The sequence below is a fragment of the Micromonospora sp. RB23 genome (assembly GCF_053585025.1).
Window position 1 is genome coordinate 5,185,604 of record NZ_CM132111.1, and the last position, 25,973, is coordinate 5,211,576.

General features: G+C 72.5%; 24 protein-coding genes. 10 read left to right on the forward strand and 14 right to left on the reverse strand.

Annotated features, from left to right (window positions below; all coding sequences use genetic code 11):
• Positions 1-17 precede the first annotated feature (17 nt).
• Positions 18-935, reverse strand: a complete 918-nt coding sequence (gene metF, locus ACTFTM_RS23490; RefSeq protein WP_433114255.1) for a methylenetetrahydrofolate reductase [NAD(P)H] — start codon at positions 933-935, stop codon at positions 18-20.
• A 244-nt stretch (positions 936-1,179) separates the two neighbouring features.
• Here metF and ACTFTM_RS23495 point away from each other — a divergent pair, with 244 nt between their 5' ends.
• Both ACTFTM_RS23495 and ACTFTM_RS23500 read left to right on the forward strand, forming a co-directional pair.
• Complete coding sequence (locus ACTFTM_RS23495) at positions 1,180-1,581, forward strand: helix-turn-helix domain-containing protein (RefSeq protein WP_449562631.1); 402 nt, start codon at positions 1,180-1,182, stop codon at positions 1,579-1,581.
• A 9-nt stretch (positions 1,582-1,590) separates the two neighbouring features.
• Positions 1,591-2,673, forward strand: coding sequence for a polyprenyl synthetase family protein (locus tag ACTFTM_RS23500; RefSeq protein ID WP_449562632.1), 1,083 nt, complete (start codon positions 1,591-1,593; stop codon positions 2,671-2,673).
• A gap of 130 nt (positions 2,674-2,803) precedes the next feature.
• On the opposite strand, the gene ACTFTM_RS23505 is transcribed toward ACTFTM_RS23500, so the two are convergent.
• Positions 2,804-3,178, reverse strand: a complete 375-nt coding sequence (locus ACTFTM_RS23505; RefSeq protein WP_449562633.1) for an Rv2175c family DNA-binding protein — start codon at positions 3,176-3,178, stop codon at positions 2,804-2,806.
• Between the two features lie 200 nt (positions 3,179-3,378).
• Here ACTFTM_RS23505 and pknB point away from each other — a divergent pair, with 200 nt between their 5' ends.
• Complete coding sequence (gene pknB / locus ACTFTM_RS23510) at positions 3,379-5,367, forward strand: Stk1 family PASTA domain-containing Ser/Thr kinase (protein ID WP_449562634.1); 1,989 nt, start codon at positions 3,379-3,381, stop codon at positions 5,365-5,367.
• Positions 5,367-6,239 carry a deoxyribonuclease IV gene (locus ACTFTM_RS23515; protein WP_449562635.1) on the forward strand — a complete coding sequence of 291 codons (873 nt, stop codon included), beginning with the start codon at positions 5,367-5,369 and terminating at the stop codon, positions 6,237-6,239. Before pknB ends, ACTFTM_RS23515 begins: the two co-directional genes overlap by 1 nt.
• Before the next feature lie 68 nt (positions 6,240-6,307).
• Here the strand turns inward: ACTFTM_RS23515 and ACTFTM_RS23520 are convergent, their stop codons facing one another.
• The 4 genes from ACTFTM_RS23520 to ACTFTM_RS23535 form a co-directional block, all read right to left on the reverse strand.
• Positions 6,308-7,342: a threonine aldolase family protein gene (locus ACTFTM_RS23520; RefSeq protein WP_449562636.1), complete on the reverse strand. Its 1,035-nt coding sequence runs from the start codon at positions 7,340-7,342 to the stop codon at positions 6,308-6,310.
• Between the two features lie 71 nt (positions 7,343-7,413).
• Positions 7,414-8,820 (reverse strand): class II 3-deoxy-7-phosphoheptulonate synthase, encoded by a 1,407-nt coding sequence (locus ACTFTM_RS23525; RefSeq protein ID WP_449562637.1) that lies wholly within the window; start codon positions 8,818-8,820, stop codon positions 7,414-7,416.
• A gap of 87 nt (positions 8,821-8,907) precedes the next feature.
• Positions 8,908-9,414 carry a hypothetical protein gene (locus ACTFTM_RS23530; protein ID WP_449562638.1) on the reverse strand — a complete coding sequence of 169 codons (507 nt, stop codon included), beginning with the start codon at positions 9,412-9,414 and terminating at the stop codon, positions 8,908-8,910.
• A 181-nt stretch (positions 9,415-9,595) separates the two neighbouring features.
• On the reverse strand, positions 9,596-11,233 hold the full coding sequence (locus ACTFTM_RS23535; RefSeq protein WP_449562639.1) for a glycosyl hydrolase family 18 protein: 1,638 nt from the start codon (positions 11,231-11,233) through the stop codon (positions 9,596-9,598).
• 166 nt (positions 11,234-11,399) lie between these two features.
• Here ACTFTM_RS23535 and ACTFTM_RS23540 point away from each other — a divergent pair, with 166 nt between their 5' ends.
• Together ACTFTM_RS23540 and ACTFTM_RS23545 are read left to right on the forward strand one after the other, a co-directional pair.
• Complete coding sequence (locus ACTFTM_RS23540) at positions 11,400-11,882, forward strand: glutathione peroxidase (RefSeq protein WP_449562640.1); 483 nt, start codon at positions 11,400-11,402, stop codon at positions 11,880-11,882.
• Between the two features lie 374 nt (positions 11,883-12,256).
• Positions 12,257-12,931, forward strand: a complete 675-nt coding sequence (locus ACTFTM_RS23545) for an NADPH-dependent F420 reductase (protein ID WP_449562641.1) — start codon at positions 12,257-12,259, stop codon at positions 12,929-12,931.
• Between the two features lie 24 nt (positions 12,932-12,955).
• Here ACTFTM_RS23545 and ACTFTM_RS23550 read toward each other — a convergent pair whose 3' ends face one another.
• Complete coding sequence (locus tag ACTFTM_RS23550; protein ID WP_449562642.1) at positions 12,956-14,557, reverse strand: glycosyltransferase 87 family protein; 1,602 nt, start codon at positions 14,555-14,557, stop codon at positions 12,956-12,958.
• A 334-nt stretch (positions 14,558-14,891) separates the two neighbouring features.
• Here ACTFTM_RS23550 and ACTFTM_RS23555 point away from each other — a divergent pair, with 334 nt between their 5' ends.
• Both ACTFTM_RS23555 and ACTFTM_RS23560 read left to right on the forward strand, forming a co-directional pair.
• A complete protein-coding gene (locus ACTFTM_RS23555; protein WP_449562643.1) occupies positions 14,892-15,746 on the forward strand; it encodes a DUF4397 domain-containing protein in 855 nt (284 codons plus the stop codon).
• Positions 15,716-16,378 carry a class F sortase gene (locus ACTFTM_RS23560; protein WP_449562644.1) on the forward strand — a complete coding sequence of 221 codons (663 nt, stop codon included), beginning with the start codon at positions 15,716-15,718 and terminating at the stop codon, positions 16,376-16,378. The genes ACTFTM_RS23555 and ACTFTM_RS23560 overlap by 31 nt, the downstream gene beginning before the upstream one ends.
• 72 nt (positions 16,379-16,450) lie before the next feature.
• Here the strand turns inward: ACTFTM_RS23560 and ACTFTM_RS23565 are convergent, their stop codons facing one another.
• The 5 genes from ACTFTM_RS23565 to ACTFTM_RS23585 all read right to left on the reverse strand — a co-directional run bounded on the left by ACTFTM_RS23565 (position 16,451) and on the right by ACTFTM_RS23585 (position 20,011).
• Entirely contained in the window at positions 16,451-16,801 is a 351-nt protein-coding gene (locus tag ACTFTM_RS23565; protein WP_449562645.1) for a DUF2203 family protein, read from the reverse strand.
• 52 nt (positions 16,802-16,853) lie between these two features.
• Complete coding sequence (gene proC, locus ACTFTM_RS23570; RefSeq protein WP_449562646.1) at positions 16,854-17,672, reverse strand: pyrroline-5-carboxylate reductase; 819 nt, start codon at positions 17,670-17,672, stop codon at positions 16,854-16,856.
• 73 nt (positions 17,673-17,745) lie between these two features.
• Positions 17,746-18,774 (reverse strand): 6-phosphofructokinase, encoded by a 1,029-nt coding sequence (locus ACTFTM_RS23575; RefSeq protein WP_449566709.1) that lies wholly within the window; start codon positions 18,772-18,774, stop codon positions 17,746-17,748.
• Positions 18,775-18,932: 158 nt separating this feature from the next.
• Entirely contained in the window at positions 18,933-19,436 is a 504-nt protein-coding gene (locus tag ACTFTM_RS23580; RefSeq protein ID WP_449562647.1) for a pyridoxamine 5'-phosphate oxidase family protein, read from the reverse strand.
• A 77-nt stretch (positions 19,437-19,513) separates the two neighbouring features.
• Positions 19,514-20,011 carry a polyadenylate-specific 3'-exoribonuclease AS gene (locus ACTFTM_RS23585; RefSeq protein WP_449566710.1) on the reverse strand — a complete coding sequence of 166 codons (498 nt, stop codon included), beginning with the start codon at positions 20,009-20,011 and terminating at the stop codon, positions 19,514-19,516.
• Positions 20,012-20,316: 305 nt separating this feature from the next.
• Here ACTFTM_RS23585 and ACTFTM_RS23590 point away from each other — a divergent pair, with 305 nt between their 5' ends.
• Entirely contained in the window at positions 20,317-21,009 is a 693-nt protein-coding gene (locus ACTFTM_RS23590; protein ID WP_007463121.1) for a Crp/Fnr family transcriptional regulator, read from the forward strand.
• Positions 21,010-21,106: 97 nt separating this feature from the next.
• Here the strand turns inward: ACTFTM_RS23590 and ACTFTM_RS23595 are convergent, their stop codons facing one another.
• Entirely contained in the window at positions 21,107-21,304 is a 198-nt protein-coding gene (locus ACTFTM_RS23595) for a hypothetical protein (protein ID WP_449562648.1), read from the reverse strand.
• A 125-nt stretch (positions 21,305-21,429) separates the two neighbouring features.
• On the opposite strand from ACTFTM_RS23595, the gene ACTFTM_RS23600 reads away from it, so the two are divergent.
• The gene (locus ACTFTM_RS23600) at positions 21,430-24,996 is read left to right on the forward strand and encodes an ATP-binding protein (RefSeq protein WP_449562649.1); all 3,567 of its coding nucleotides are present in this window, start codon (positions 21,430-21,432) and stop codon (positions 24,994-24,996) included.
• Between the two features lie 3 nt (positions 24,997-24,999).
• Here ACTFTM_RS23600 and ACTFTM_RS23605 read toward each other — a convergent pair whose 3' ends face one another.
• Positions 25,000-25,680, reverse strand: coding sequence for a lysophospholipid acyltransferase family protein (locus ACTFTM_RS23605; RefSeq protein ID WP_449562650.1), 681 nt, complete (start codon positions 25,678-25,680; stop codon positions 25,000-25,002).
• Positions 25,681-25,973: the final 293 nt, after the last annotated feature.

Sequence of the window (25,973 nt, forward strand, 5' to 3'; positions counted from 1 at the left end):
TGTCGCCGACTCCCCGTTCACACCCGCGCGCCGGCCCTGAGGTTCTGCCAGACCTCCCGGGTGGCGGTGGACCGGTTGAGGGTGATGAAGTGGATTCCCGGGACGCCCTCGTCCAGTAGCCGGCGGCACATCTCGCTGGCCTGCTCGATGCCGAGCTGGCGCACCGCCTCCGGATCGTCGGCCACCCGCTCGAAGCGCGCCGCCAGCGCGGGCGGGAAGGGCGCCCCGGAGAGCTGCACGGACCGCTCGATGGTGCCGATCTGGGTCACCGGCATCACCCCGGCCAGGATCGGGGTGGCGCAGCCGGCGGCGGCCACCCGGTCACGCAGGCGCAGGTAGTCGTCGGCCTCGAAGAACATCTGGGTGATCGCGAACTCGGCGCCGGCCCGGCACTTGCGGACGAACTGCGCGGTGTCGCTGGCGACGTCGGGTGAGCGGGGGTGCTTGTACGGGAAGGCCGCCACACCGACGCTGAAGTCGCCGGAGTCACGGACCAGCCGGACCAGGTCCTCGGCGTAGTCGACGCCCTCGGGATGCCGGACCCACTCGCCGCCCGGGTTGCCGGGCGGGTCACCGCGCACGGCCAGCACGTTACGCACGCCCACCCCGGCGAGCCGTCCGATGACGTGCCGCAGCTCGGCCACCGAGTGGTTGACGGCGGTCAGGTGGGCCATCGGCAACAGGGTGGTGTCGGTGGCGATCCGCTCCGTCACCGCCACGGTGGTGTCCCTGGTCGAACCGCCCGCGCCGTAGGTGATCGACACGAACGACGGACGCAGCGACTCCAGCTCGCGGATCGCCTGCCAGAGCAGCCGCTCCCCCGCCTCGGTCTTGGGCGGGAAGAACTCGAACGAGAACGTCGGCTGACGGTCACGGATGAGCGCCCCGATCGCCGGCTGCGGATTGGGGAGTACCGAGGGAAGACCGAGCGCCACGACCCGACTCTAGCGGGCGGCGCCGTCGGGACCCAGGAGCTTCCCACCGTCGTGGACGAGTTGTCCGGTCCCGAGCAGGCGGCGCGGCGGGGCGGGGGAAGTCGTCGTACCCCGGGGGTAGGAATGGGATGCGCGGAAGGGGCGGCGGGGGCGGCCCGGTTCCGGCGTGGGGGTCACGCAGCCGAGGTGCGCCCGGCCCGTTGCCCGGGCAGGTCGTCACCGCGTCGACCCGCCGGGAGGACCCATGATCTCGCCCGCACCGCCGTACCGCACGCAGCTCGGGCCGCTGCTGGTCCGGCATCGACTGGCCCGGGGGTGGAGCCAACAGCGGGCCGCCACCGAGTTGTGCGCCGCGGCGGGCGTCCCCACGTTGAGCCGTCACGAGGTGTCCCGGTGGGAGCGGCAGCGACGCGTACCCGGTGCGTTCTGGCTCGGCTGGCTCGCCGTCGTGCTGGACGTACCGCCGGTGGTGCTCGCCGAGGCGGCCGCGCGCACCCGGCGGACCGGACGGTCAGCGGCCGGTGCGTCGGGCCGGCGCGGCGCGACGGCTGCGCGGCCGACCGGGCGGGCAGGTGGGGGCCGCGCCGGTCCACGGCCCGGCGGGACTACGCGTGGCGGTGGGGCGCGGGGCGTGGGGAACCGCTAGCGTCGTGGCGTGACCCATGCTGCTCCCGTGTCCCCCGTCGACCGCGCCGGCCTGCGGCAGCGGGTCGACGAGGCGCTCACCGAGTTCCTGGCCGGCCAGCGGGCCCGGTTGGCCCTAGTGGACCAGGCCCTCCTACCGGTGGCGGAGGCGATCGAGGCGTTCGTGCTCGGTGGCGGCAAGCGCCTCCGCCCGGCGTTCGCGTACTGGGGATTCCGAGGCGCCGGCGGAGTGGACGGCGACGAGGTTCTCACCGCGCTCGCGGCACTGGAGTTCGTGCAGGCCAGCGCCCTCATCCACGACGACCTGATGGACCGTTCCGACACCCGGCGGGGCGAGCCCGCGGTGCACCGGCGGTTCGCCAGTCAGCACCGGGCGGCTGGCTGGGGTGGCGACGCGGACGGGTTCGGCGACGCCGCCGCGATCCTGCTCGGCGACCTGTGCCTCGTGTGGTCCGACGAGCTGCTGCACTCCGCCGGCCTGGACCTGCGGGCGCTGGCCCGGGCCCGGCCGGTCTTCGACGAGATGCGCACCGAGGTCACCGTCGGGCAGTACCTCGACGTGCTGACCCAGGCCACCGGGGACACCTCGCTGGAGCGGGCCGGCAAGGTTGCCCGCTACAAGTCGGCGAAGTACACGGTCGAGCGTCCGCTGCTGCTCGGCGCCGCGCTGGCCGACGCGGGCGAGGAGATCCGGACGACGTACTCGGCGTACGGGTTGCCGTTGGGCGAGGCGTTCCAGCTCCGCGACGACGTGCTGGGGGTCTTCGGCGACCCGGCGCAGACCGGCAAACCGGCCGGTGACGACCTGCGCGAGGGTAAGCGCACCTATCTGGTGGCGGCGGCCGTGGAGACGACCGACGACGCGGGTCGGGAGCTGCTGCTCGGTCAGCTCGGCAACCCGGACCTGGACGAGCAGGGTGTGGCCCGCCTGCGCGAGCTGATCCACGCGAGCGGGGCCCTGACCCGCACCGAACAGCGCATCGTGACGCTCACCGACAGCGCCCTGGCCGCCCTGGCCGCCGTCGACCTGGACACCGAAGCCCGCCAGGCCCTGGTGGACCTGGCCATAGCCGCCACCCGCCGAGCCGACTGAACCCCGCCCCGCGCGCACCACGCCTTCCCCGTTGATCATGAAGTTATCGCTGCGACACGCCGTGCCGACAGGCGACAACTTCATGATCGACGAGGTGGGAGCCCGGGGGGGGTGGGCGGTGTGGGGGGGATTAGAAGCCGAGGGCTTGGGCTCGGCGTTTGACCTCGCGGGCCTGGTCGCCGGAGAGGGCCGCGGCGGGCGTGTCGCCGGGCAGCGTGTCGTCCCGTTCGTAGAGCCAGCGCATGGCCGCCTCGTCGTCGTAGCCGTTGTCGGCGAGCAGGTTGAGCACACCGGGCAGGTGCTTGAGAACTGTCGCGTTGGCCACCAGGTCCGCGGGTATCCGGCGTACGCCGTCGCGGCGGACCGCCAACAGCTCCCGGTCGCGGATCATCTGGTGGATCTTGCTGATCGACACGTCGAGCCGCTCGGCGACGTCGGGCAGGGTGAGCCAGCCGGACGGGTCGGTGGGGCCGGCGAGCTCGGGGTCGGGTACGGATTCGGTCACCCGATCACCCTGCCACGCCGTCGCCGGCGGAGACCATCGGCACCCCGCACGAACGGCCCGCATCCGCTGGTGAGGACCGTCGGTGAGCAGCGGATCAGGGGCGGCGCCGGGCTGACGGCCACGACGGGACGGACCGGTACGTCCGCGGGCTGTAGCATCCTGTTCAACTTCCACCCCCTGGACACATAGACTCCCTGCCGATGGACACACAGGTCGCCGACACGTTGCTGGGCTCGCTGATCGACGGGCGCTACCGCATTCGCGGTCGCGTGGCCCGTGGTGGCATGGCGACCGTGTACACCGCCACCGACGAGCGCCTCGAACGCACCGTCGCGGTCAAGATCATTCACCCGACCCAGGCGCCCGAGGCGCGGGCCCGGGTCGCGAACTTCGTGGCCCGGTTCACCGACGAGGCCAAGACCATCGCCCGGCTGACCCACCCGAACGTGGTCGCGGTCTACGACCAGGGCACCCACGCCGGCCTGCCGTACCTGGTGATGGAGTACGTCCGCGGCCGCACGTTGCGCGACGTGCTGGCCGAACGACGCCGGCTCAACCCGGACGAGGCGCTGGCCATCACCGAGCAGATGCTCGCCGCGATTGCCGCCGCGCACCGTGCCGGACTCGTGCACCGCGACGTCAAGCCCGAGAACGTGCTGGTCGCCGAGGCGCCCACCGGCGGTGTCGCCAACCTGGTGGACAGCGTCGTCAAGGTGGCCGACTTCGGGCTCGCCCGCGCCGTCGAGGCCAGCGCCGACGACGAGCAGGGCAACCAACTCATGGCCACCGTGGCGTACGTCGCCCCGGAGCTGGTCACCGAGGGTCGGGCCGATCCGCGTACCGACGTCTACTCCGCCGGCATCGTGCTGTTCGAGATGCTCACCGGTCGGGTGCCGTACGACGGGGACCGTCCCGTGGACGTCGCCTGGCAGCACGTCGACCGGGACGTACCGGCGCCCTCGACGCTGGTGCCCGGCCTGCCGCCGGCCCTCGACGCTCTGGTGCAGCGCGCCACACGGCGTGACCCGTCCGCCCGGCCCGCCGACGCCGGTGCGCTGCTGACTGAGGTCCAGGTGGCCCGGGACCAGTTGGGCAACGTGAACAGCAGCAGCACCGCGGTCCTGCGCCGGGTCACCGACGAGCCGCCGGCCTCTCAGCCGACCATGATGGTCGCCGCGATCCGCCCGGCGCAGCGGCCGACCTGGGCGCGGCTGCCCGAGGGCGGTAGCCAGGGTCCGGGCCGCCGGCGGGCCGCACCGGAGCCCGCGGAAGGTCTGGCCGCCCGGTTCGCCGAGCTGCGCACCAGGATTCTGGGCACTTCTCAGGGTCGCCTGGCCTTCGGGGCCGTGGTCGTGGCGCTGGGCCTGGTGGCCGCGCTCGGCGGCTGGTGGTTCGGCGTCGGCCGCTACACGTCCGCGCCGCAACTGGTCAGCCTGAACAAGGCCGAAGCGCAGGCCCAGGCCGAACGCGCCGGCCTGACCCTGGCGTACGGAGAGCCGCGCTTCGACGAGAAGGCCCCGAAGGACAGCGTGCTGGGGCAGAGCCCGGCGTCGTCGAGCAAGATCGTCAAGGGCGGCACGATCACCCTGACCCTCTCGCTGGGCCCGGAGCGTTTCCCGGTGCCGGACGTCATCGGCAAGGAGTACGAGCTGGCCGAGGCCGATCTGGTCAACGCCCAACTGGTGGTCGCCAAGGGCTCCCCCCGCTATGACGACACCCTGCCGGCCGGCGTCGTCCTGGACAGCAACCCGAAGGTGGGCGCCGAGGTCAAGCCGGGCACGAAGATCACGCTCATCCTGAGCCGCGGCCGGGCGCCGGTGACGGTGCCGAACCTGGTGGGCAAGAGTCTGACCGAGGCGCGCACCAAACTGGGCCAGCTCGGTCTGGTCCCGGTGGAGAGTTTCAAGGACTCCGACAAGCCCAAGGACGAGATCCTCGGCCAGAGCCCGGCCGACGGCGCGGGCGTGGAGAAGGGCACCGAGGTCAAGCTGGAGATCAGCAAGGGCCCGCCGCTGGTCGTGGTGCCCCGGGTGATCGACCTGCCCTGCCAGCAGGCCAAGCAGGTGCTGGAGAGCCAGGGCTACCCGGTGACGATCGCGTTCAACCCGAACGCCACGGTCCGGATCCAGGCCCCGGGCGAAAACTCGCAGGTGCCCCCGGGCACCCCGGTCACCCTCACGTGCTTCTGATGACGGCGAACACCGCGCGGCCGGTGGGCGCGCACACCCCGACCTCCGGCGGGCTGGCCAGGGCCGCCCTGCCGTACGTGGACGCGACCGGCGCAGCCGCCGTGCAGGTGTACGTCTCCAACTCGCGGGGCTGGGCGCTGCCACCGGGCGATCCGGCGCAGGACGCGCTGTTCCGCGACGGCTGCGCCGAGCGGGGCATCCCGGCGTTCATCCACGCCTCGTTGCTGGTCAACCTGGGCTCGCCCACGCCGGCCACCGTCGAGAAGTCGGCGCTGACGCTGGCGCACGCGCTGCGCCGGGGCGTGGCGATCGGCGCGCGGGCGGTGGTGTTCCACGCCGGCAGTTCGGTCGACGAGGGGTACGCCGAGGAGGCGATGCGGCAGGTTCGTCGGGAGCTGCTGCCCCTGCTCGACTGGACGGCCGAGGCCGGCGGACCGATGCTGCTGGTCGAGCCGAGCGCCGGTGGCGGGCGTTCCCTCGCCTCGCGGGTCGAGCAGCTCGGGCCGTACCTCGACGCGGTGGACCGGCATCCGATGCTCGGCGTCTGCTTCGACACCTGCCACGCGTGGGCGGCCGGGCACGATCTGGCCGCCGAGGGCGGCATGACCGCGACCCTCGACACGCTGGTGGCCACCGTGGGAGCCGACCGGTTGCGGTTGGTGCACGCCAACGATTCCAAGGATCTGTGCGGTTCCACCCGGGACCGGCACGAGAACATCGGCAAGGGCACCATCGGCGAGCCGGCCTTCGCGGAGCTGATGGCCCACCCCGCCACCGCCGGTGTCCCCGTGGTGGTGGAGACCCCGAGCGAGAAGCAGCTGGGCCACGCCGCCGACATAGAAACCCTGAACCGCCTCAACCCTTCGAGGTGATCAAGAGGTTCGCGTCATCCGGAAGCCGGAATCTGACGCGAAGCTCTTGATCAACGCGGGCATGTCGGTCAGGCGGACAGGACCTTGGTCAGGGCGGTCGCGGCGCGGGTCACCGCGTCGTCGTCGAGGTCCAGGTGGGTGACCAGACGAGCGGTACGGGGACCGAGCACCGAGATCAGTACGCCCTCCTGGCGCGCGGCAGCGGCCAGGGCGCGGGCGTCCAACGCGTGCTTGGTCAGGTCCAGCGGAACGAGGTTGGTGCGGACCGTGGTGGCCAGCACCCCGAACGGCGCGACCGCCTCGGCGAGCCGGGCCGCCCGCACGTGGTCCTCGGCAAGCCGGTCGATGTGGTGCGCGAGCGCGTACCGGCCGGCGGCGGCGAGGATGCCGGCCTGCCGCATCCCACCACCCATCCGCTTACGGATCATCCGGGCCCGTTCGATCTTCTCCGCGCTGCCGACCACCAGCGAGCCGACGGGCGCGCCGAGCCCCTTGGAGAGGCAGACGGACAGCGTGTCGAACAGCCGGCCGTACTCGGTCAGCGGCACCCCGTCGGCGACGTGCGCGTGCCAGATCCGGGCGCCGTCGCAGTGCAGCGCCACCCCCGCGTCGTCGGCGACACCGCGCAGCTCCCGCAGAGTGGCCAGCGGGATCACGCCGCCCCCACCCCGGTTGTGGGTCTGCTCGACGGCGATCGCGCGGGTGGGTACGGCGAAGTAGCCGTCCGGACGGATCATCCCGGCGACCACCTCCGGGTCGATGTCCGCGCCGACGGCCGGCCAGGTCCGCGAGGAGATTCCGCCGTACGCGGCGGCGGCGCCGATCTCGTACGTGACGACGTGCGCGTCCGCGTCGCACAGCAGCTCCTCGCCGGGCGGCACGAGCAGTTGCAGGGCGATCTGGTTGGCCATCGACCCGCTCGGGGCGAACAGCGCCGCCTCGTGGCCGAACAGCGCCGCGACCTCCGCCTCCAGCGCGTTGACGGTGGGATCCTCGCCGTAGACGTCGTCACCGACCTCGGCGGCGGCCATCGCCTCGCGCATCCCGGCGGTCGGCCGGGTCACCGTGTCGGAACGCAGGTCAACAAGCTCAGCCACAGTCATCCTTTCGGCAGCCGGTCGCGGGTCTCGCGCACCTGGCCACGGTCATCCTTGTTCGACAGCGAGCCTCAGCCTCAGCCTCGGAGCATCTCCGCCACGAGGAAGGCCAGCTCCAGCGACTGTTGGGTGTTCAGCCGCGGATCGCAGGCGGTCTCGTACCGGTCGGGCAGGTCGAGGTCCTCGATGCCCTGGGCGCCGCCGAGACACTCGGTGACGTCCTCACCGGTCAACTCGACGTGGATGCCGCCGGGGTGAGTGTCCAGGCCCCGGTGCACCTCGAAGTAGCCGAGCACCTCGTCGACGATGCGATCGAAGTGCCGGGTCTTGTAGCCGTTGGAGGACTCGTGGGTGTTGCCGTGCATCGGGTCGCACTGCCAGACCACCTTCGCGCCGGAGGCGGTGACCTTGGACACGATCGGCGGCAGGGCGTCGCGGACCCGGTGGTTGCCCATCCGGCTGATCAGCGTGAGCCGGCCGGGGACATTGTCCGGGTTGAGCTTCTCGCACAGCTCGATCGCCTCGTCCGGGGAGGTCGTCGGGCCGAGCTTGACGCCGATCGGGTTGGCGATCCGGGAGATGAAGTCGATGTGCGCGCCGGTGATCTGCCGGGTGCGCTCACCGACCCAGAGGAAGTGGCCGGACAGCCCGTACGCCCGGCGGTCCGAGACCCGGGTGAGCGCCCGGTCGTACTCCAGGGCCAGGGCCTCGTGGGAGCAGTAGAGGGTGACGGTCCGCAGCGCCTCGTCGTCGGTCATCCCGCAGGCCCGGATGAAGGCCAACGCCCGGTCGATCTCCCGGGCGATCGCCTCGTAGCGCTCCCCCGCCGGGGAGGTCCGCACGAAGCCCTTGTTCCAGTCGTGCACGGCGTGCAGGTCGGCGAGCCCGCCGGCCAGGTACGCCCGCAGCATGTTCATCGCGGCGGCCGAATTGGCGTACGCCCGGATCATGCGCTGCGGGTCGGCCAGGCGGGCGGCGGGATCGGCCTCCAGCGAGTTGATCATGTCGCCGCGGTACGCGGGCAGGCCGCGGGCGTCGGTAGGCAGCGAGCGGGGCTTGGTGTACTGGCCGGCGACCCGGGCGACCTTGACCACCGGCAGCGACGCGCCGTAGGTGAGCACGATCGCCATCTGCAACAGGGTGCGGGCGTTGGCCAGCAGGTGGCTCTCGGTGTTGTCGGCGAAGGTCTCCGCGCAGTCACCGCCCTGGAGCAGGAACGCCTTGCCCTCGCACACCAGCGCCAGCTTCTGCCGGAGCTGGTCGACCTCGTAGGGCGCGACGACCGACGGCACGGTGTCGAGCACCTTGCAGACCTCGGCGACGGCGGCCGGGTCGGACCACGGTGGGACCTGCTCGCGGGGCAGCTCCCGCCAGCGGTCCAGGCCGAGGGCGGCGTCCTCGGCGGAGTCGACGGTCGGACGGCTGGTCTGCAGGCCCGGGCTACCCACCGCGGGATGGCTCAGCTGATGCCACTCATGGCGCATGACAGAAAGCGTACGGCGACCGCGCGGGTGACCGGGCGGCGAGGGTGACGGTTCCGGCAAGTGGGAGGTCGATCCCACCCAGGTCGGTCAGGACGCGGGTGAGGGGGACGCGGGTGCGGGGCTGGTGGCCGGACGGCCGCCCGGCGCCTCACCGGCGATGCACCAGTCGCCGCCGTCGCGTGTGACGGTGAACACCAGCGGCCGGGTGATCTTGCTCTTGCCGGCGGTGACCGAGACCGAGACGCTGACCTCCTGGCCGCGCTGACCGGACCGGACGTCGGTGATGGTCGCCTGGGGCACCTGGAAGTGGTCGGCGAAGTCGCCGTTGGGGCCGGTGGCCGCGGCGTCGAACCCGCCGTGCAGCACGGCGCAGAGCTGACTGCGGCCGGCGGCGACGTCCTTGGCGGTCATCGCGTCGAGGTACGCCTGCACGCGCTCGCGGGAGCGTGCGGCGGCCTCCTCGGCGGGCGCCCGCTGGGGCGTGGCGGTCTGCTCCTCGGCGTCGTCGCCGTCGGCCCCGCAGCCGGCGAGGACGGCCGGGAGCAGCACGAATGCGGCGGCTGTCATCGCCAGCCCGCGGTGGATCGGACGCATGACCACCTCCGTCGAACGGGAAATCGAGACCTGCCGAGCCGCGAGTCTGCCACATCGGACCCGACCCGCCCAAGGCCGGCGGCCCGGCCGACGCGTGGCGTCGACCGGGCCGCTACGGCACGGGCGGGAAGGGGCGGTGCGGGCCCCTCCCCGCCGTGTGGGTGGTGCGTCGGCGCTCGGCTCAGCCGAGACCGCCCTTGATGGCGCCGATGAGCTCGCCGTTGCTGGTGTCGCCGGAGAGCTCCCAGAAGAACGCGCCACCGAGGCCCTGGTTCTTCGCGTACGTCATCTTGCCGTTGATGGTCGACGGGGTGTCGTAGCTCCACCAGTTGCTGCCGCACTTGGCGTACGCGGTGCCGGCGATCGTGCCGGTGGCCGGGCAGGTGTTCTTGAGGACCTTGTAGTCCTCGATGCCCGCCTCGTAGGTGCCTGGCGCGGCGCCGGTGGCGCTGCCGCCCGGCGCGGCCTGCGTGACGCCGGTCCAGCCGCGGCCGTAGAAGCCGATGCCGAGCAGCAGCTTGCTGGACGGGATGCCCTTGCTCTTGAGCTTCTGGATCGCCGCGTCGGAGTTGAAGCCCTGCTGCGGGATACCGGTGTACGACGTCAGCGGCGAGTGCGGGGCGGTGGGGCCCTGGGCGTTGAACGCGCCGAAGTAGTCGTACGTCATCGGCATGAGCCAGTTGAGGTTGCCGATCGCGCCGGCGTAGTCGGTGGCGTCGATCTTGCCGCCGTTGCTGCCGTCCGCCGTGATGGCGGCGGTGACCAGGGCGTTGGAACCGAACTTCGACCGCAGCGCGCCGATCACGTTCTTGAACGCGTTCGGGCCGCTGGTGTCACAGCTCAGACCGCAGGCGTTGGGGTACTCCCAGTCGACGTCGATGCCGTCGAACACGTCCGCCCAGCGGGGGTCCTCGACCAGGTTGTAGCAGCTCTCGGCGAACGCCGCCGGGTTCTGCGCGGCCTGGGTGAAGCCGCCGGACCACGTCCAGCCACCGAACGACCAGATCACCTTGAGGTGCGGGTTGAGCGCCTTGAGCTTGCGCAGCTGGTTGAAGCTGCCGCGCAGCGGCTGGTCCCAGGTGTCGGCGACGCCGTCTACGCTCTCCGCCGCCGTGTACGCCTTGTCGTAGTCGGCGTAGCTGTCGCCGATGGTGCAGCGACCGCCGGTGGTGTTGCCGAAGGCGTACAGGATGTGGGTCAGCTTGGCGGCCGAGCCGCTGGTCTGGATGTTCTTGACGTGGTAGTTGCGTCCGTAGACGCCCCACTCGGCGAAGTAGCCGACGACCTTCTTACCGCCCGTGTTGGGTGGCGGGGTGGTGGTCGGGGGCGCGGTGGTGGGCGGTGCCGTGGTGGGCGGCGCGGTGGTCGGGGGCGCCGTGGTGGGCGGCGCGGTCGTGGTCGGTGGGCTCGTCGGGGTGCCGCCGCCGCAGGGCGCGCCGTTGACGGTGCAGTTCAGCGGCGCCTTGTACGCGCCGGTGCCGTTGTAGCCCCAGCTGAACGAGGCGCCGGGGGCGAGACCGCCGGCCCAGCTCTTCTTGACCGCGACGTAGTGGTTGCCGCTGCTGGTGACGTCGGCGTCCCACGCGCTGCTGATGGTGGTGCCGGACGGCAGGTCGAACTCGATGCGCCAGGTGGCGACCGTGGCGCTGGTGCCGTTGGTGACGGTCACCTTCGTCTCGTGACCGGTCCCCCAGTCCTGCGCCTTGGCGAACGTGGTGGTGACCGTGCCGGCGCCGAACGCGGTCGTCATCGGCACCGCCGCGACGGTCACGGCGACCACGGCGCCGGCCCAGAGGGCCCGGCGGAGCGATCTTTTCATGAGGCGTCTCCCGTACTGTTAGGAAACTTTCCAAAAGAGATGGTGAGACGGTACTCACACCGTCATCACTCCGTCAAGATGTCCATCTTTCGATTTCTCCTGGCGCGGGGAACCGGCGGTCACGACCCGCCCCGGTAGGCCCACGCCTGGCGCGTAACCTCGGTCCATGACCGTCTTCGACATCCCGATCGGCGCCCTCAACGGCGGCCCCGCGGACCTCGCCCGCTACCGCGGCAAGGCCCTGCTGGTCGTCAACGTCGCCTCCCGCTGCGGCCTCACCCCGCAGTACGCCGGCCTCCAGCGCCTCGCCGACACGTACGCCGAGCGTGGCCTCGTCGTGGTGGGCGTGCCGTGCAACCAGTTCGCGGGGCAGGAGCCGGGCAGCGCCGCCGAGATCAGCGACTTCTGCCAGGTCAACTACGGCGTGACGTTTCCGCTGACCGAGAAGGTCGACGTCAACGGGCCCGATCGGCACCCGCTCTACGCGGCGCTGGTGGACACCCCGGACGCCGACGGGCACACCGGGGACATCCGCTGGAACTTTGAGAAGTTCCTGGTGGCACCGGACGGCACGGTCGCCGGCCGCTTCGCCCCGACGGTCGAGCCCGACGACCTCCGCACTCCCATCGAAAAGATCCTCCCCGCCTGAACTCCCCCCTGGCTCCGCCCCACCTCACCCCTGGCCTGGTGATCAAGAGGTTCGCGTCAGGAATCGGCCGATCGATGACGCCAACCCCTTGATCACCGGGAGCCGGCGGGCCGGAAAGCCGGGGGGTGGCCGGGGACGGGGGCGGTCACCGGAGGGTGGAGCGATTCTCGGAAGACGGCCGGGCGACACGTGTGGGCAGTACGTTGTGCAGGACCGGCCCGCGGCGCGGCCCGGCGTTACGCGCCGCGAAGGTCGCGACTCCCGGCGAGGCAGCACATGGCGGCACGGCAGGCCGCCACCGGGCGTCCGGCAACCGGAATAACCCACCGCACCGGTCGGGAATGCGTCGTGGGTGGACGGAGTTGGGAAGCAGCATGACAACTGTGGGACTGATCGGCAGTGGCAACATCGGCAGCACGGTGGCCCGGCTGGCCGTGGCCGCCGGCTACGACGTGGTGCTGAGCAACTCGCGCGGGCCGGAGACGCTCACCGACCTGGTCGACGAGCTGGGCGAGCGGGCCAGCGCCGGCACGTCGCAGGACGCGGCGCAGGTCGGTGACCTGGTGGTGGTCACGGTGCCGCTCAAGGCGTACCGGGCGGTGCCCGTGGAGCCGCTGGCCGGCAAGGTCGTCATCGACACCAACAACTACTACCCGCAGCGTGACGGGAACTTCCCGGAGCTGGACTCCGGCGAGACCACCAGCAGCGAACTCCTCCAGCGGCACCTGCCGGAGTCGCGGGTGGTCAAGGTCTTCAACAACATCTACTTCAGGGGACTGGCCGCGCTCGCCCGGCCGTCCGGCGCCGCCGACCGCAGCGCTCTCGCGGTCGCCGGCGACGACGCTGCCGCGAAGGCCGAGGTCACTGCCTTCCTCGACCGGATCGGGTACGACGCGGTCGACGTCGGCCCGCTCGCGGAGGGCTGGCGCTACCAGCCGGACACCCCGGCGTACGGCACGCTCTACTCCGCGACCCCGACCGACTGGGAACACCCGGCGCCGGGCGACGCGGAGAAGCTGCGCGCCGCCCTGGCCGCAGCCACCCGCTGAGCACCGCCGCCCTCCGGTGACCACCTATCGGGTGGCTGTCCGGAGGGCGGCGGCCAGTTCGTCGTCGTAACTGGCGATCGGCTGACCGTCCACGTCGTACGCCACCAACCGGCCCTGCGCCATGCTGGCCGACCGGAACGAGAACGTCCGGGTGCCGGGGTAGGCCGCCAGCAGGGGGATGCTCCGGGGTGCGCCGCCCGGCGCGGAGTAGTACTCCAGTCGGGCGACCCGGGTGGAGACCACGCCGTTGACGCGTACCTTTGTCTTCTCCGCCCGGGTGCCGAACGTGACCGGCGCGTCGGTGGCGTAGGCCGCGCACTCGGCCGAACCCCGACAGACGAAGAAGTATCGCGGGTTGGCCACGTCGTCAAGGGCGTACGCCTTGAAGGTCGGGTCGGCCCCGGCGGGCAGCGGTTGCACGGCGAAGAAGGCGAGGGCCACCGCGGCCGTGACGCCCACCCGCAGCCAGGCCCGGCGCGCGGCCGGGCGACGGTTGCCCCGGGCGGCGGCAACCGCGACACCGCCGAAGCCGGCCAGGCACAGCAGGCACGTCCCGACGGTGCGGGCGTTCTCGAACAGGAACTGCACGCCGGGCCGCGTCGACACCGGCCCGAGGACCGCCCCCAGCGAGACGACCATGGTGGCGAGCAGCGCCACGCCGGCCACCCGCTGCGTGATGCCGGACGCGCCGACCAGCAGCATCGCGGCGAGCACCGGCCACACCTGGTGGTGGGTCCAGGACACCGGGGACGCGGCCACCGTGGCGCAGCCGACGAGCACGGCGGCGTGGCCGGGGCGGGCCCGCGCGGCCAACTGGCGGGCGCGAAGGAGAGCCGCCCCGCAGATCGCCGCGACCAGGGCGGCCCAGAGGACGGGAAGGGCCGCCTCATCGACGCCGACGCGCAACAGCATCCCGTGGACCGACTGGTTGCCCAACGAGGCCAGGTTGCCGATCCGTGAGGTCTGCCGGACGGCCTCGGTCCAGTACGTCCAACTCTCACCGGGCAGCACGAGCGCCGCCAGCCCGGCGCAGGCCAGGAAGGTCGCCACCGCACGCCCGGCGTCGCGGTAGCGCCCGGTGGCGAGGAAGTAGACGACGAACAGCAGCGGGGTCAGCTTGATCGCGGCCGCCACCCCGACGAGCACTCCCCGCAGCCGTGGCGGGACGAGACCCATGCCGTCCAGCAGCGCCAGCAGCACGATGAAGATGCTGACCTGCCCGAAACGCAGGTTGCTCTGCACCGGCGCGGAGAGCATCAGCACGGTGGCCGCTACCGCCACGACCAGTGGCCGCCGGGACCGATCGGCGTCCAGCGCGACACCGACCGTCCCGGCGACGGCGACGACCGCCGCGCACGTCGCGAGCAGCCAGATCCCCTGGAGTACGCCCTCGCCGACGAGGGTGATCGGCCCCAGCGCGAGAGCGGCGAACGGCGGGTACGTGAACGGACCGCCGTTGGCGGCGCGGTACTCGTACAGCGGCCGACCGTTGTGCAGATCGGACAGCGCGCCGTAGTAGATGTGCAGGTCGGAGAGCCGGTCGTCGCGGGTCAGCACGAGCACACAGGACACCGTCGCGACGACGACGAACGCCGCCCAGAGCAGCACCACGCGTCGATCCCGCACCACCCGAGAATAGGCGAACGCGAGGCGGGCGACGGCCCGCCGGCTGTCGGCAGCCTCGGTCCCGGAGTCAGGATCATCCCTCGCCGAGGGGCAAGATCACGCTCGATCATGGATCGAGTGGCATCCCCCCGGCCCCGAGGCCACTACATCCTGGATCGAGCACGATCTTGCGGCGGCGGCACGGCCCGCACACACGGCCGGCACGCACGGCCCGGGCAGCATCCGACGGCGCGAGAGGGGAGAAACATCGCGTGTACAACTTGCGCGAGAGTCTCACGCACGGGACTCTGTCGGTGGGTTGCCGCCCGCTCACCGAACGTGCCTCGGAGGCGATATGCACACGCTCCGTACCGCGTCCCGCCGGCTGCTGGCCGGCGTCGGCGCGCTCCTGCTCGGCACCTCCCTCGCTGCCGCGATCCCGGCGTCGGCCGGCGCGGCCAGCGTCGGGTACGTCCGACTCGCCCACCTCTCCCCCGACACCCCGGCGGTGGACGTCTACCTCGCCGCCCCGGACGCCGCGAAGCCGAGGGTCTTTCCCGGCGTCGGCTACGGCGTGGTCTCCGACTATCTCCAGTTGCCCCCGGGCCGGTACGCGGTGGCGATGCGCGAGGCCGGCACGCCCGCCAGCGATCCGCCGGTGCTCACCACCGAGGTCGCGGTGCGAAGTGGCGGCGCGTACACGGTGGCCGGTGTCGGCCGGCACGCCGACCTGGGGCTGCGGGTGCTCACCGACGACCTGAGCGCTCCCGCGCAGGGCCGGGCCAAGGTGCGTGTGGTGCAGGCGTCGGTGCGTACTCCCGTCCTCGACGTGGCCGCCGCCGACGGCCCGGCGATCGCCGACGGCGTGCAGTTCGCCACCACCACCGACTACCAGCAGGTCGAGCCGGGCACCTGGAAGCTGCGGCTGACCGGCGCGGGCGGTCCGAGCACCGACGCCGAGGTGCGGCTCACCGGCGGCGCGGTCTACTCGCTGCTGGTGCTCGACGGCAGACAGGGCGGGCTCACCGCCGAGCTGCGGCAGGATGCCGAGGGCGGCACGGTCGTACCGGCGGGCGGGGTGGACACCGGCGCGGGTGGCACGGCCGGGCGCGGGCTCGGGGCGTACCCCCTGGTGGCCGGCGCCGTGGCCGCGGCGGCCGTGGTGGCGAGCCTGCTGCTGTGGCGTCGGCGGCGGCGCACCACCTGGTGAGCATCGGGCCCGCGATCCGGCGGCACCGCGACCGTCGGGCGCCGCTGGCCGCGCTGGTCGCGGCCGGCGCGGCGGTCTGCCTGGCCGCCGGCAGCGGGGTCGGGTTCGCGACGACCGGCCCGCCGCCGGTCGCGGCCTGGCACCCCGGCTGCGCCGACGGCTGCGCGTCGGTGGCCGCGTCGCCGCGACCACAGGGTCCACCCACCCGGGTACGGGTGCCGCGGATCGACGTCGACTCGGCGCTCACGGTGCTGGGCCTGGACAGCGCCGGCGTGCTCGTCCCGCCGGTCGACTTCGACACGGCCGGCTGGTACGGGGCTGGACCCGCTCCCGGCGACACCGGTCCGGCAGTGCTCGCCGGACACCTGGACTCGCGGCGCGGCCCGGCGGTCTTCGCCCGGCTCGGCGAGTTGCGCGCCGGCGACCGGGTGCAGGTGTGGCGCGGCGGGCGGTGGCTGTCGTTTCGGGTGACCGGGTCGCTGCGCACCCGCAAGGACCGGTTCCCGACGGCCACCGTCTACGGACCGACACCCGGGCCGGAGCTGCGCCTCGTCACCTGCGGGGGCGACTTCGACCGGCGGCGCGGGCACTACCGGGACAACGTGGTGGTGTTCGCGGTCCTCGACCCATGACCTGCGCGGTCAGAGCGGACGACGGCCGGGTCAGAGCGGACGACGGCCGGGTCAGAGCGGACGACGGCCGGGTCAGAGCGGGCGGCGGCCCGCGAAGCCGCACTCGGCCCGGTGGTACCAGCGCACGTCGGAGTCGCCCTCCAGCCAGCACCAGAGCACGGCACGGCCCTCGCGCTCGCCCGGAAAGTCGAGCAGCACCGGCGCGATGCCCTTGACCTGGATCTCGTGCTGGTGCAGCTCGTCGACGACGGCGTGCAGCCGGGCCTCCAGCCCCTTGACCTCGGCCAGCCCGCCGAGCGCGCTGACGCCGTGGTCGGCCAGGTCGGCGCGCAGCTCGGCCAGGTCGGCGCGGACGCGGATCAGCTCGTCGACACGCGGCTGCAGGGTGGCCACCAGGTGCCGGGCCTGGGCGAGTGTGAACACGCCGCCAGTATGCGCCACGCGCGACGGCGCGGTGACCCCGCGGAGGCCGACGTCAGTCGGCCTGGGCGGCCAGCTCGCGGGCGCGGTCCCGGGCCGCTTCCAGCGCGGCGAGCAGCGCCGCGCGGACGCCGTGTTTCTCCAGCTCGCGGACGGCGGAGATGGTGGTGCCGGCGGGCGAGGTGACCGCCTCGCGCAGCTTGACGGGGTGCTCGCCGGAGTCGCGCAGCATCACGGCGGACCCGATGGCGGTCTGCACGATCAGCTCGTGCGCCACCTGGCGCGGCAGTCCGAGCAGGATCCCGGCGTCGATCATCGCTTCCACCAGCAGGTAAAAGTAGGCCGGGCCGGAGCCGGAGAGCGCGGTGACCGCGTCCTGCTGCGACTCGGGCACCCGGATGGTCTGGCCGAGGGGCTTGAACATCTCCTCGGCGAGGCTCAGGTGCGCCCCGGTGGCATACGCGCCGGCGGAGATCGCCGTCATCGCCTGGTCGACAAGCGCCGGGGTGTTGGTCATGACCCGGACCACGGGGGTGCCCTCGGGCAGCCGGCGGCTGAAGAAGCTGGTGGGCAGCCCGGCGCAGAGCGAGATGACCAGCTTGTCGGCGGGCACCTTCGGGCCGATCTCGTCCAGCAGCGCGGCGGCGTCCTGGGGCTTGACCGAGACGGCGAGTACGGCGGCCTCGTCGACGGCGGCCAGGTTGTCGACCACCCGGACGCCGTAGCGGTCGGTCAGCTCCTGCGCGCGGGCCGGTCGGCGGGCGGTGGCGAGCAGCCGCTCCACCGGCCATCCGGACCGCAGCAGCCCGGAGAGCATCAGCTCGCCGATCTTGCCCGCGCCGATCACCGCGACCGTGTGCACCCCGGCTGACACCTGCGCCGTACCCCCTTGATGTCGGTTCGCGCCGCGGCGGGCCCGCAGGCCTGCCGCGGCGCTCACCGTGGAATCAGCTGCCGAAGAAGACCTCGGCCTCTTCGTACCGCTCGATCGGCACGGTCTTCAGCTCGCGGGTGGCCTCGGCGAGGGGCACCCGGACGATGTCCGTGCTCTGCATCGCGACCATCTTGCCCCAGTCGCCGTCGTTGGCGGCGTCGATTGCCTGCAGGCCGAGGCGGGTGGCGAGGACCCGGTCGAAGGCGGTCGGGGTGCCACCGCGCTGGATGTGGCCCAGCACCACGGTGCGGGCCTCCTTGCCGGTCTTGGCCTCCAGCTGCTCGGCGAGCCACTGGCCGATGCCGCCGAGGCGGACGTGGCCGAACGCGTCCAGCTCCTGGTTGTGCAGCACCATCTGGCCGTCGAGCGGCTGGGCGCCCTCGGCGACCACGACGATCGGGGCGTACTGGTGCTGGAAGCGCTTCTCGACGTAGCCGGCCACCTGCTCGACGTCGAACTGCCGCTCGGGCAGCAGGATCACGTTGGCGCCGCCGGCCAGGCCGGCGTGCAGGGCGATCCAGCCGGCGTGCCGGCCCATGACCTCGACGACCAGGGTGCGGTGGTGGCTCTCCGCCGTGGTGTGCAGGCGGTCGATGGCCTCCATCGCGATGTTGACCGCGGTGTCGAAGCCGAAGGTGTAGTCGGTGGCGCCGAGGTCGTTGTCGATCGTCTTCGGCACGCCGACGACGTTGACGCCCAGCTCGTGCAGCTTGGTGGCGACGCCGAGGGTGTCCTCGCCGCCGATCGCGATCAGCGCGTCCACGCCCTGCTCGGCGAGGTTGTCCTTGATCCGCTCGACGCCGTTCTCGATCTTGAACGGGTTGGTGCGGGACGAGCCGAGGATGGTGCCGCCGCGGGGCAGGATGCCACGCACGTCGGCGATGCCGAGAGGCTTGGACAGACCCTCCAGCGGGCCCTTCCAACCGTCCCGGAAGCCCACGAACTCGTGACCGTAGGTGGCGACGCCCTTGCGGACCACCGCCCGGATGACCGCGTTGAGACCCGGGCAGTCGCCGCCGCCGGTGAGCACGCCGATACGCATGATCCGCTCATCCTCCTGGAGCATCAGGTAAAGCCCGATATGCCCCAGGGTATGTGTCAGGTCAGACCATCGGCGCCGTTGCCGGCCCGGGGCGGGCCGTCACTGCGAACTGTAGCCGCACCTGCCCGCACGACGACAGCGCCCCGGGGGACGGCGGCTCAGTAGGTCACCTCGCGGTTCTCGCCGGGCGACGGCGGACGGCCGGTGACGGCGGCCTTCGCGAAGCCGAGCAGGTTGACCACGGTGCTGTTCGGCGAGTCCCAGTACTCGGCGGAGCTGGCGTGCACCTTGATCAGAGTCAGGCCGGGAGTGTCCAGCCCGTCCGGGAACCAGGTCTTGAGCAGCGGGTTCCACAACCGCTTGGCGCGCTCGCGGTCGGAACTCTCGCTGGCGGTGCCGGAGACCGACACCCAGGAGTGGTGCTTCTGGTCGGAGAAGGCCACGTTGACCTCCGGGTTCACCCGGATCTGTCGCAGTTTGGCCGAGTCGGCGTAGGCGAAGAACCACAGGTCGCCGTCGAACTCGGCCTCCTGCAGCCCCATCGGCCGGCTCACCTGCCGCCCGTCCAGCGCGATCGTGGTGAGCATGCAGATCCGCGCGGCGCGGATCAGTTCGGTGACCCGCGCCCGGGCGTCGGCGACGCTGGTCGGATCGTTGCTCATGGCGGTCTCCCTCGGCTCGACTGTCGAACCGTTGCCCAGGACAGAACCGGTCAAACCTACAGAGGTATGGCCATCGCTCAGCGCGCCGTCATCGCCCGCCAGCGGGCCAGGTTGTGCCGGGCGTCGACAAGGGCGTCGTGCCGGGCCGCGTCCGCGTCCGGCAGGGCCGGGCGGCCCCGGTCGTCCCAGAGCTGGCGCAGGTCCTTGGTGAACCGGGGGATCTCCCGGGGCAGCGCCGGCATCGCGCCCCAGAGCTGCGCGAGGACCACATGGTCGTACGCCGCGTACCAGGCCCACAGCTCCAGCTGCTCGGCCGGACGGTCCCGGACGGGCTCCATGAGGAAGTCGTACAGGTCGTCGCGGATGCGCTCCCGCGAACGCCAGGCACGGTCCGCCGGCGACGGCAGCCGGTCCAGCACGTTACGCCGGACCCAGGGCACGGCACGGGAGTCGTCGAACTCGGTGGAGACCGCGTAGAACTCGCGGCCGTACTCGTCGACGACACCGATCGAGACGAGGTCGACGATCCGGCCGTCCTCGATGAACTCGCAGTCGTAAAAGTAGCGGTAGACCATCGCGGACATCCTCACCCACCGCCGCCCGCCGGCATCCGGCGGGGGCGGGTGGAACCCCGGTTCGTCCGCGGTGGGCCGGCGCCGACCCGGGCCGCCGACCTCGCGCCGACGACGATCCCGGGGGTACGCCGCAGCTCGCGACGGTCACGGAAGTGCTTCGAGGGGTGTACAGCAAGCGACCAGACCGTCATGATCTGATGTGTACCGCTACCGGATGCCGAACCGGTGTCAGTTCACCTCGTCAGGGCCATCAGGTTCACCCGGTGAGCGATTGTGTGGTCCATGACCGGGGAGGGGTTGGGCCGGTGGAGATGCGCCTGCCGGAGCCGGGTGACGCGCTCACGGGTGTCGAGATGTTCGCCGGGCTGGAGCCCGAGGTACGCCAGCGCGTCATCGCGGCCGCCGTTCCGCGCACCTACCGCAAGGGTCAGTTGCTCTTCGTCGAGAACGACCCGGGCGAATCGTTGATCGTGCTGCGTCGCGGCGCGGTCGCCGTGTTCCGCACCGCGCCGACGGGTGAGCGGGCGGTTCTGTCGGTGATCCGTCCGCCGGACGTGCTCGGCGAGGTCTCGCTGCTGGACGCCTCCACGCGCTCCGCGTCGGCAGAGGCCATCGAGGACTGCGCGGCGCTCGCGCTCTCCCGGGGCGCGTTCATGGAGCTGGTGCATTCCAACCCACGCATCCTGGACGCGGTGATGCGGTCGCTGGGCGGCTTGATCCGCCGGCTCACCGAGCAGAACGCCGACCACGTCTTCCTCGACCTGCCGGGTCGGGTCGCCAAGACGCTGGTCCGGCTGGCTGGTGAGAGCCAGGCACCGATGATCACTATCGAGCTGAACCAGAGCCAGTTGGCGGAGATGGCCGGCGGTTCCCGGCAGAGCGTCAACCAGGCCATCGGTTCCTTCGCCAGCCGCGGCTGGCTGCGGACGGAGGGGCGTCGGATTGTGGTCACCGACGTCGCCGCGCTGCGCCGCCGGGCGGGCATGAACGACCGCTGAGCTGACTGGACGGCCCGCCGCCGTCGACCGGTGGACGAGGAACGGCCGGGTCGCCCGTGGGCGGCCCGGCCGTCGCGCTGTGTCATCGACGGATGGTTCAGACTCCGGGGCTGCCCGGGCCGGCCCACTTGTTCGGGCCCTTGCTGTCGCCGCCCGGGCCCGAGGACTGCTCGCTGACGATTCCCTCGGCCTGCAGCGTGGCGAGCGTGGCGGCGTCGACGTCCACCGACTCGCCTGCCGAGTGGTTGACCCCGTTGCCGTCGGTCCAGTCACTCTCCAGCTTGACGTACACCATTGACCTGTCCCCCTCTGGTCGTTGATCGAAGATGTGGCGGACTGAATGTAGTCGCTCAGGCCGTTGGTGGACTGTCCACAAGCCAACAGGCCGGTACCTGACAGCCCGTTCGACGGTGATACTCCTTGCGGGCGGCGGCGCTGGGGGCGTCGGCCGGTATCGCCAGTGGAGGGTGTGTCATCGCCGCGCAGTGTGGGCGCTGTGGACGCACGGCCGCCGACGGTGACCGCTTCTGCGGTGGCTGCGGCGCCGAGCTGGGTGCCGTCTGCCCGCACTGCCTGCGTCCCCTCGCCTCGGACGTCGCGTTCTGCACCTCGTGCGGGTCACCTCGGCCGGGCACGGACCGGACCGCCACGGTCGCCCCGCAGGAGGACCGTCGGCGGGTGAGCGTGCTCTTCGTCGACCTCATCGACTTCACCCCGTACGTCGAGCGCGCCGATCCGGAGCAGGTACGCGGCATGCAGACGGGCTTCTTCTCGGCGGCCCGTCGGGTGGTCGGCCAGTACGGCGGGGTGGTGGAGAAGTACATCGGCGACGCCGTGATGGCGCTCTTCGGCGCGCCGATCGCCACCGAGACCGACGCGCTGCGCTGCGTGCGGGCGGGGCTGGAGCTGCAACGGGTGCTCACCCGCTTCGCGCCGACGGGCAGCACCGAGATGCGCTTCCGGGTGGGGGTGTCCACCGGCGAGGCCCTCGTCGACGTGGCCGCCGCCCGCGACGGCGGGCAGGCGATCGTGGCCGGCGACGTGGTGAACACCGCCTCGCGGATGCAGTCGGTCGCGCCGCCCGGCGGGGTGCTGGTCTGCGGCACCACGCACGCCCTGACCAAGGACGCGATCCGCTACGAGGAGCAGCCCCCGGTCACCCTGCGCGGGCGCTCCTCGCCGACCGAGGTGTGGCTCGCCCTGTCGCCGCTGCGCCGTCAGCCCACCGACCGGGAGCCGGACACCACGCCCCTGGTGGACCGCGAGCACGAGCTGGGGATGCTGGTCAACGCCCTGCACCGGTCGTTGCGCGACCGGCTGCCCCAGGTGGTGACGATCTTCGGCCGGGCCGGGATCGGCAAGAGCCGGCTGCTGCGCGAGCTGTACCGGCACACCGGCCGGCTGGTGGACGAGCCGCTGACGTGGCGGACGGGACGCTGCCCGCCGTTCGGCGAGAACGTCACGTTCGCCGCGCTCGCCGACATCGTCAAGTCCGAGGCCGGCATCCTGGACACCGACCCGGCCGCCAGCGCGGCCCAGCGGCTGGGCGCCGCCGTCGGGGAGCTGATCGGGTCGGGTGAGCGCGACCGGGTGGTCGACGCGCTGCGTCCGCTCGTCGGGCTGCCCGGAACGCCGCTGCCGGCGGAGGAGGCGGAGTCGGCGTGGCGGCGGTTCCTGCTGGCGTTGGCGGCCCGCCGCCCCACCGTGCTGGTCTTCGAGGACCTGCACTGGGCCGACGACGCGATGCTGCGCTTCGTGGAACTGCTCGGGGCCGCGGCTCGTGAGGTGCCCCTCCTGCTGCTCTGCACCGCCCGTCCGGAACTGGTCGACCGCGACCCGAGCTGGGCCGGGACGATCACGGGTTCGGTCACCATCACTCTGCCGCCGCTGCGCGACACCGGCATCGCCGCCCTGTACGCGCACCTGTTCGGCCAGGCGGCGTTCTCCGCCGAGATGCTGACGCCGCTCATCGAGGTGGCCGGGGGCAACCCCCTCTACGCGCACGAGTACGTCCGGATGCTCATCGAGCAGGGCGCGCTGCGCCAGTCGGGGCGCGGCTGGTCGCTGGACAAGCAGCTCGAACTGACCATGCCGGAGAGCGTGCACGCCGTCATCGCCAACCGGGTGGACCTGCTGGACGCCAAGGACCGTGCGGTGCTGCTCGCCGCCTCGGTGGTCGGGGTGCAGTTCTGGCCGGGCGCGGTGGCCGCCGCGTTGGGGCAGCCGGTCGAGTCGGTCGAGCGCGCGTTGCGCCGCCTCGAACAGCGCGACTTCGTGCACGAGCAGGCCGCGTCGACGATGGCCGGGCAGGCCGAGTTCCGGTTCCGGCACGTGCTGGTGCGGGATGTCTGCTACCAGCGGCTGCCCCGCACCGAGCGGGTGGCGCGGCACGATCGGGCCGCGGACTGGCTCGACGCGCTGTCGCAGAGCCGCGACACCGACCTGGCCGAGGTCCTCGCCCACCACCGCTGGGCGGCCCACGAGATCGCGCGGTCCCTCGGCATGGAGATGCGGCGGTACGCGGGGCCCGCGCGACAGGCGCTGCACCGGGCGGCCCGCCGGGCGTACGCCCTGCACGGGCTGGACGCGGCGGCGAGCCACGCCGGCCGGGCGCTCGGCCTGGCCGACGACAGCGACCCGGTGGGCCGGCTGCAACTGGAGCTGCTGAGCACGGAGATCTCGTTCTACCGGGACGGCAACGCGTTCCTCTCCGGCGGCGGACCGGAGCAGGTGCACGCGTTGGCCGACCGGCTGGCGGCGCACGGCGACGACGCGTGTGCCGCGCGGGCGTGGACGCTGCTCGGCCAGGCGGCGTGGCTACGTGCCGACCGGGGTGAGGCGCTGGCCTGCCTGGATCGCGCGGTCCACCTGTTCGAGCAGCTTCCGGACAGCCCGCAGAAGGCCGATGCGTACGCCGAGCTGGGCCGCCTGCACATGCTCAACTACGAACGCGACCCGGCCGTGTCGGCGGCGGACACCGCGGCGGAGATCGCCGAGCGGCTGGGCCTGACCGAGACGCGGACCAACGCGCGGATCACCGCGGCCACGGCCCGCTACCAGGCCGGCGACCGGATCGGCCTGGACGAGTTGCACGCGATCGTCGAGTTCAGCCGGGCCAACCAGCTGCTCGCGCTGCCCCGGGCCACCCAGAACCTGGCCTGGGCCATCCGCGAGGAGGGCGACTGGTTGCGCTCGAACGCCCTGCTCTCGGCCGCTCCGGCGCGTACGGCCAGCGGGCAGACGCTGACCACCAGCTATTCGGCCGAGGCGATGCGGGCCTGGTTCGAGGGTGACTTCGGCCGGCTGCTCGCCGCGGCGGAGGCGTTCGTGGACACGCCGACCGGCAGTTGGGACATGCAGGTGCGGGGCCTGCGCTGCTGCCTGCTCGTGCTGCGTGACGACGAGGACCCGGCCGATCTGGCCGACGCGCTGGCCACCGCCCGACGCAGCGGCTTTCACCGGCTGCGCTGGACGATGCTGGGCATGGCCGCGCTGTGCCGGGCGTTGCAGGAGCGCCACGACGAGGCTGCGGAGCTGATCGACGAGCTGGAGCGGTCCTGGTCGGCGGTGCCGGCGCTGGCCAGCGGGGAGTGGATCGCCGCGGCCGCGTACGCCGGCGCCCTGGCCGGCCGGGACGCCGCGGTGCGGGTCCGGGCGATGCTGGACCGGGTCGGGCACCGGACACCGTGGTCGGAGGCGGCGCTGCGGACGGTGACGGCGGCGGTGGCGGCGGCCGACGGCGACCACCGGCGCGCGGCCGAGCTGCACCTGGCCGCCGCCGAGACGTACGGAAGGATTCCGGACGCGAGCGACCGGGTGCTGGCGCTGGCGCTGGCGGCCTCGGAGCTGATCCAGGCGGGTGACCCGGCCGGTGCCCGGGCGCCCCGCGCCGAGGTGCGCACCTTCGCGCTGCGTAACGACGCGCCGGGTCTGCTGGCCCTGGCCGGCCGGCCGATCAGCCCGACCGGACCGGCCGTCGCCTGCTGAGACTCAGGCGGCCACCGGCGTCTTGAGTTTCTGCGCGTAGATATCGACGTACTCGCGGCCGGAGAGCTCCATCACCTCGTACATGATCTCGTCGGTGACCGCGCGTTCGACGAACCGGTCGCCGGCCATCCCGGCGTAGCGGGAGAAGTCCAGGGGCGCGCCGAAGCGGACCCGCACCCGGCCGATCCGGGGGATCAGCCGGCCGGGCGGTTGGAGCTGGTCGGCGTTGAGCATCGCCACGGGGACCACGACCGCGCCGCTCTCCAGCGCGAGCCGGGCCACGCCGGTCTTGCCCCGGTAGAGCCGCCCGTCCGGGGAGCGGGTGCCCTCGGGGTAGATGCCGGCCACTCCCTGGGCGCGCAGCACCCGCAGCTGGGTGTCCAGGGCGGCGCAGGCGGCCTGGCCGCCGGAGCGGTCCACCGGGATCGTGCCGGTGCCGACGAAGAACACCTTCTGCAACCAGCCCTTGATCCCCTTGCCGGTGAAGTACTCGGCCTTGGCCACGAAGGTGACCCTCCGCGAGACGATCAACGGGATGAAGATCGAGTCGAAGAAGGAGAGGTGGTTGCTGGCCAGGATCACCGGCCCGGTCGCCGGCACGTGGCGCAGCCCCTCCACCTGCGGGCGGAAGATCAGCTTGAGCAGCGGACCGAGGATCACGTGCTTCAACAGCCAGTAGAGCACCGGCGTCCTTTCTGAGGGGGGCCGCGACAGCGCCGGCCGTCATCCCCGACGAGCCTACGAAGCGAGCGCTCTCACCACAACGGACGGACGCTCACCACCACGCGGCGCACGCGGTCGGCACGGCACCCAGAGACCACCCGGCGGGCCCGCGTGTGCAATATCAGGGTTCTTGCTGCTTCCCACCCGCCTGTGGCAGCAACAACAGGGAAACTGCTCGGATCTTGGCAGACGACCGCGCGGTCACTTCCGCCTCGGCGCAATCGCCGCAGCTCACCAGCGCGCCGCCCGCCCCG

What these genes read in the sequence shown, in the direction of transcription:
- ACTFTM_RS23540 (WP_449562640.1), top strand. Translation starts at nt 11,400, where the DNA reads ATGACCGTCTTCGACATCCCGATCGGCGCCCTCAACGGCGGCCCCGCG.
- ACTFTM_RS23545 (WP_449562641.1), top strand. Translation starts at nt 12,257, where the DNA reads ATGACAACTGTGGGACTGATCGGCAGTGGCAACATCGGCAGCACGGTG.
- pknB (WP_449562634.1), top strand. Translation starts at nt 3,379, where the DNA reads ATGGACACACAGGTCGCCGACACGTTGCTGGGCTCGCTGATCGACGGG.
- ACTFTM_RS23495 (WP_449562631.1), top strand. Translation starts at nt 1,180, where the DNA reads ATGATCTCGCCCGCACCGCCGTACCGCACGCAGCTCGGGCCGCTGCTG.
- ACTFTM_RS23595 (WP_449562648.1), bottom strand. Translation starts at nt 21,304, where the DNA reads ATGGTGTACGTCAAGCTGGAGAGTGACTGGACCGACGGCAACGGGGTC.
- ACTFTM_RS23555 (WP_449562643.1), top strand. Translation starts at nt 14,892, where the DNA reads ATGCACACGCTCCGTACCGCGTCCCGCCGGCTGCTGGCCGGCGTCGGC.
- ACTFTM_RS23515 (WP_449562635.1), top strand. Translation starts at nt 5,367, where the DNA reads ATGACGGCGAACACCGCGCGGCCGGTGGGCGCGCACACCCCGACCTCC.
- ACTFTM_RS23585 (WP_449566710.1), bottom strand. Translation starts at nt 20,011, where the DNA reads ATGGTCTACCGCTACTTTTACGACTGCGAGTTCATCGAGGACGGCCGG.
- ACTFTM_RS23525 (WP_449562637.1), bottom strand. Translation starts at nt 8,820, where the DNA reads ATGCGCCATGAGTGGCATCAGCTGAGCCATCCCGCGGTGGGTAGCCCG.
- ACTFTM_RS23575 (WP_449566709.1), bottom strand. Translation starts at nt 18,774, where the DNA reads ATGCGTATCGGCGTGCTCACCGGCGGCGGCGACTGCCCGGGTCTCAAC.
- ACTFTM_RS23535 (WP_449562639.1), bottom strand. Translation starts at nt 11,233, where the DNA reads ATGAAAAGATCGCTCCGCCGGGCCCTCTGGGCCGGCGCCGTGGTCGCC.
- ACTFTM_RS23580 (WP_449562647.1), bottom strand. Translation starts at nt 19,436, where the DNA reads ATGAGCAACGATCCGACCAGCGTCGCCGACGCCCGGGCGCGGGTCACC.
- ACTFTM_RS23520 (WP_449562636.1), bottom strand. Translation starts at nt 7,342, where the DNA reads ATGACTGTGGCTGAGCTTGTTGACCTGCGTTCCGACACGGTGACCCGG.
- ACTFTM_RS23530 (WP_449562638.1), bottom strand. Translation starts at nt 9,414, where the DNA reads ATGCGTCCGATCCACCGCGGGCTGGCGATGACAGCCGCCGCATTCGTG.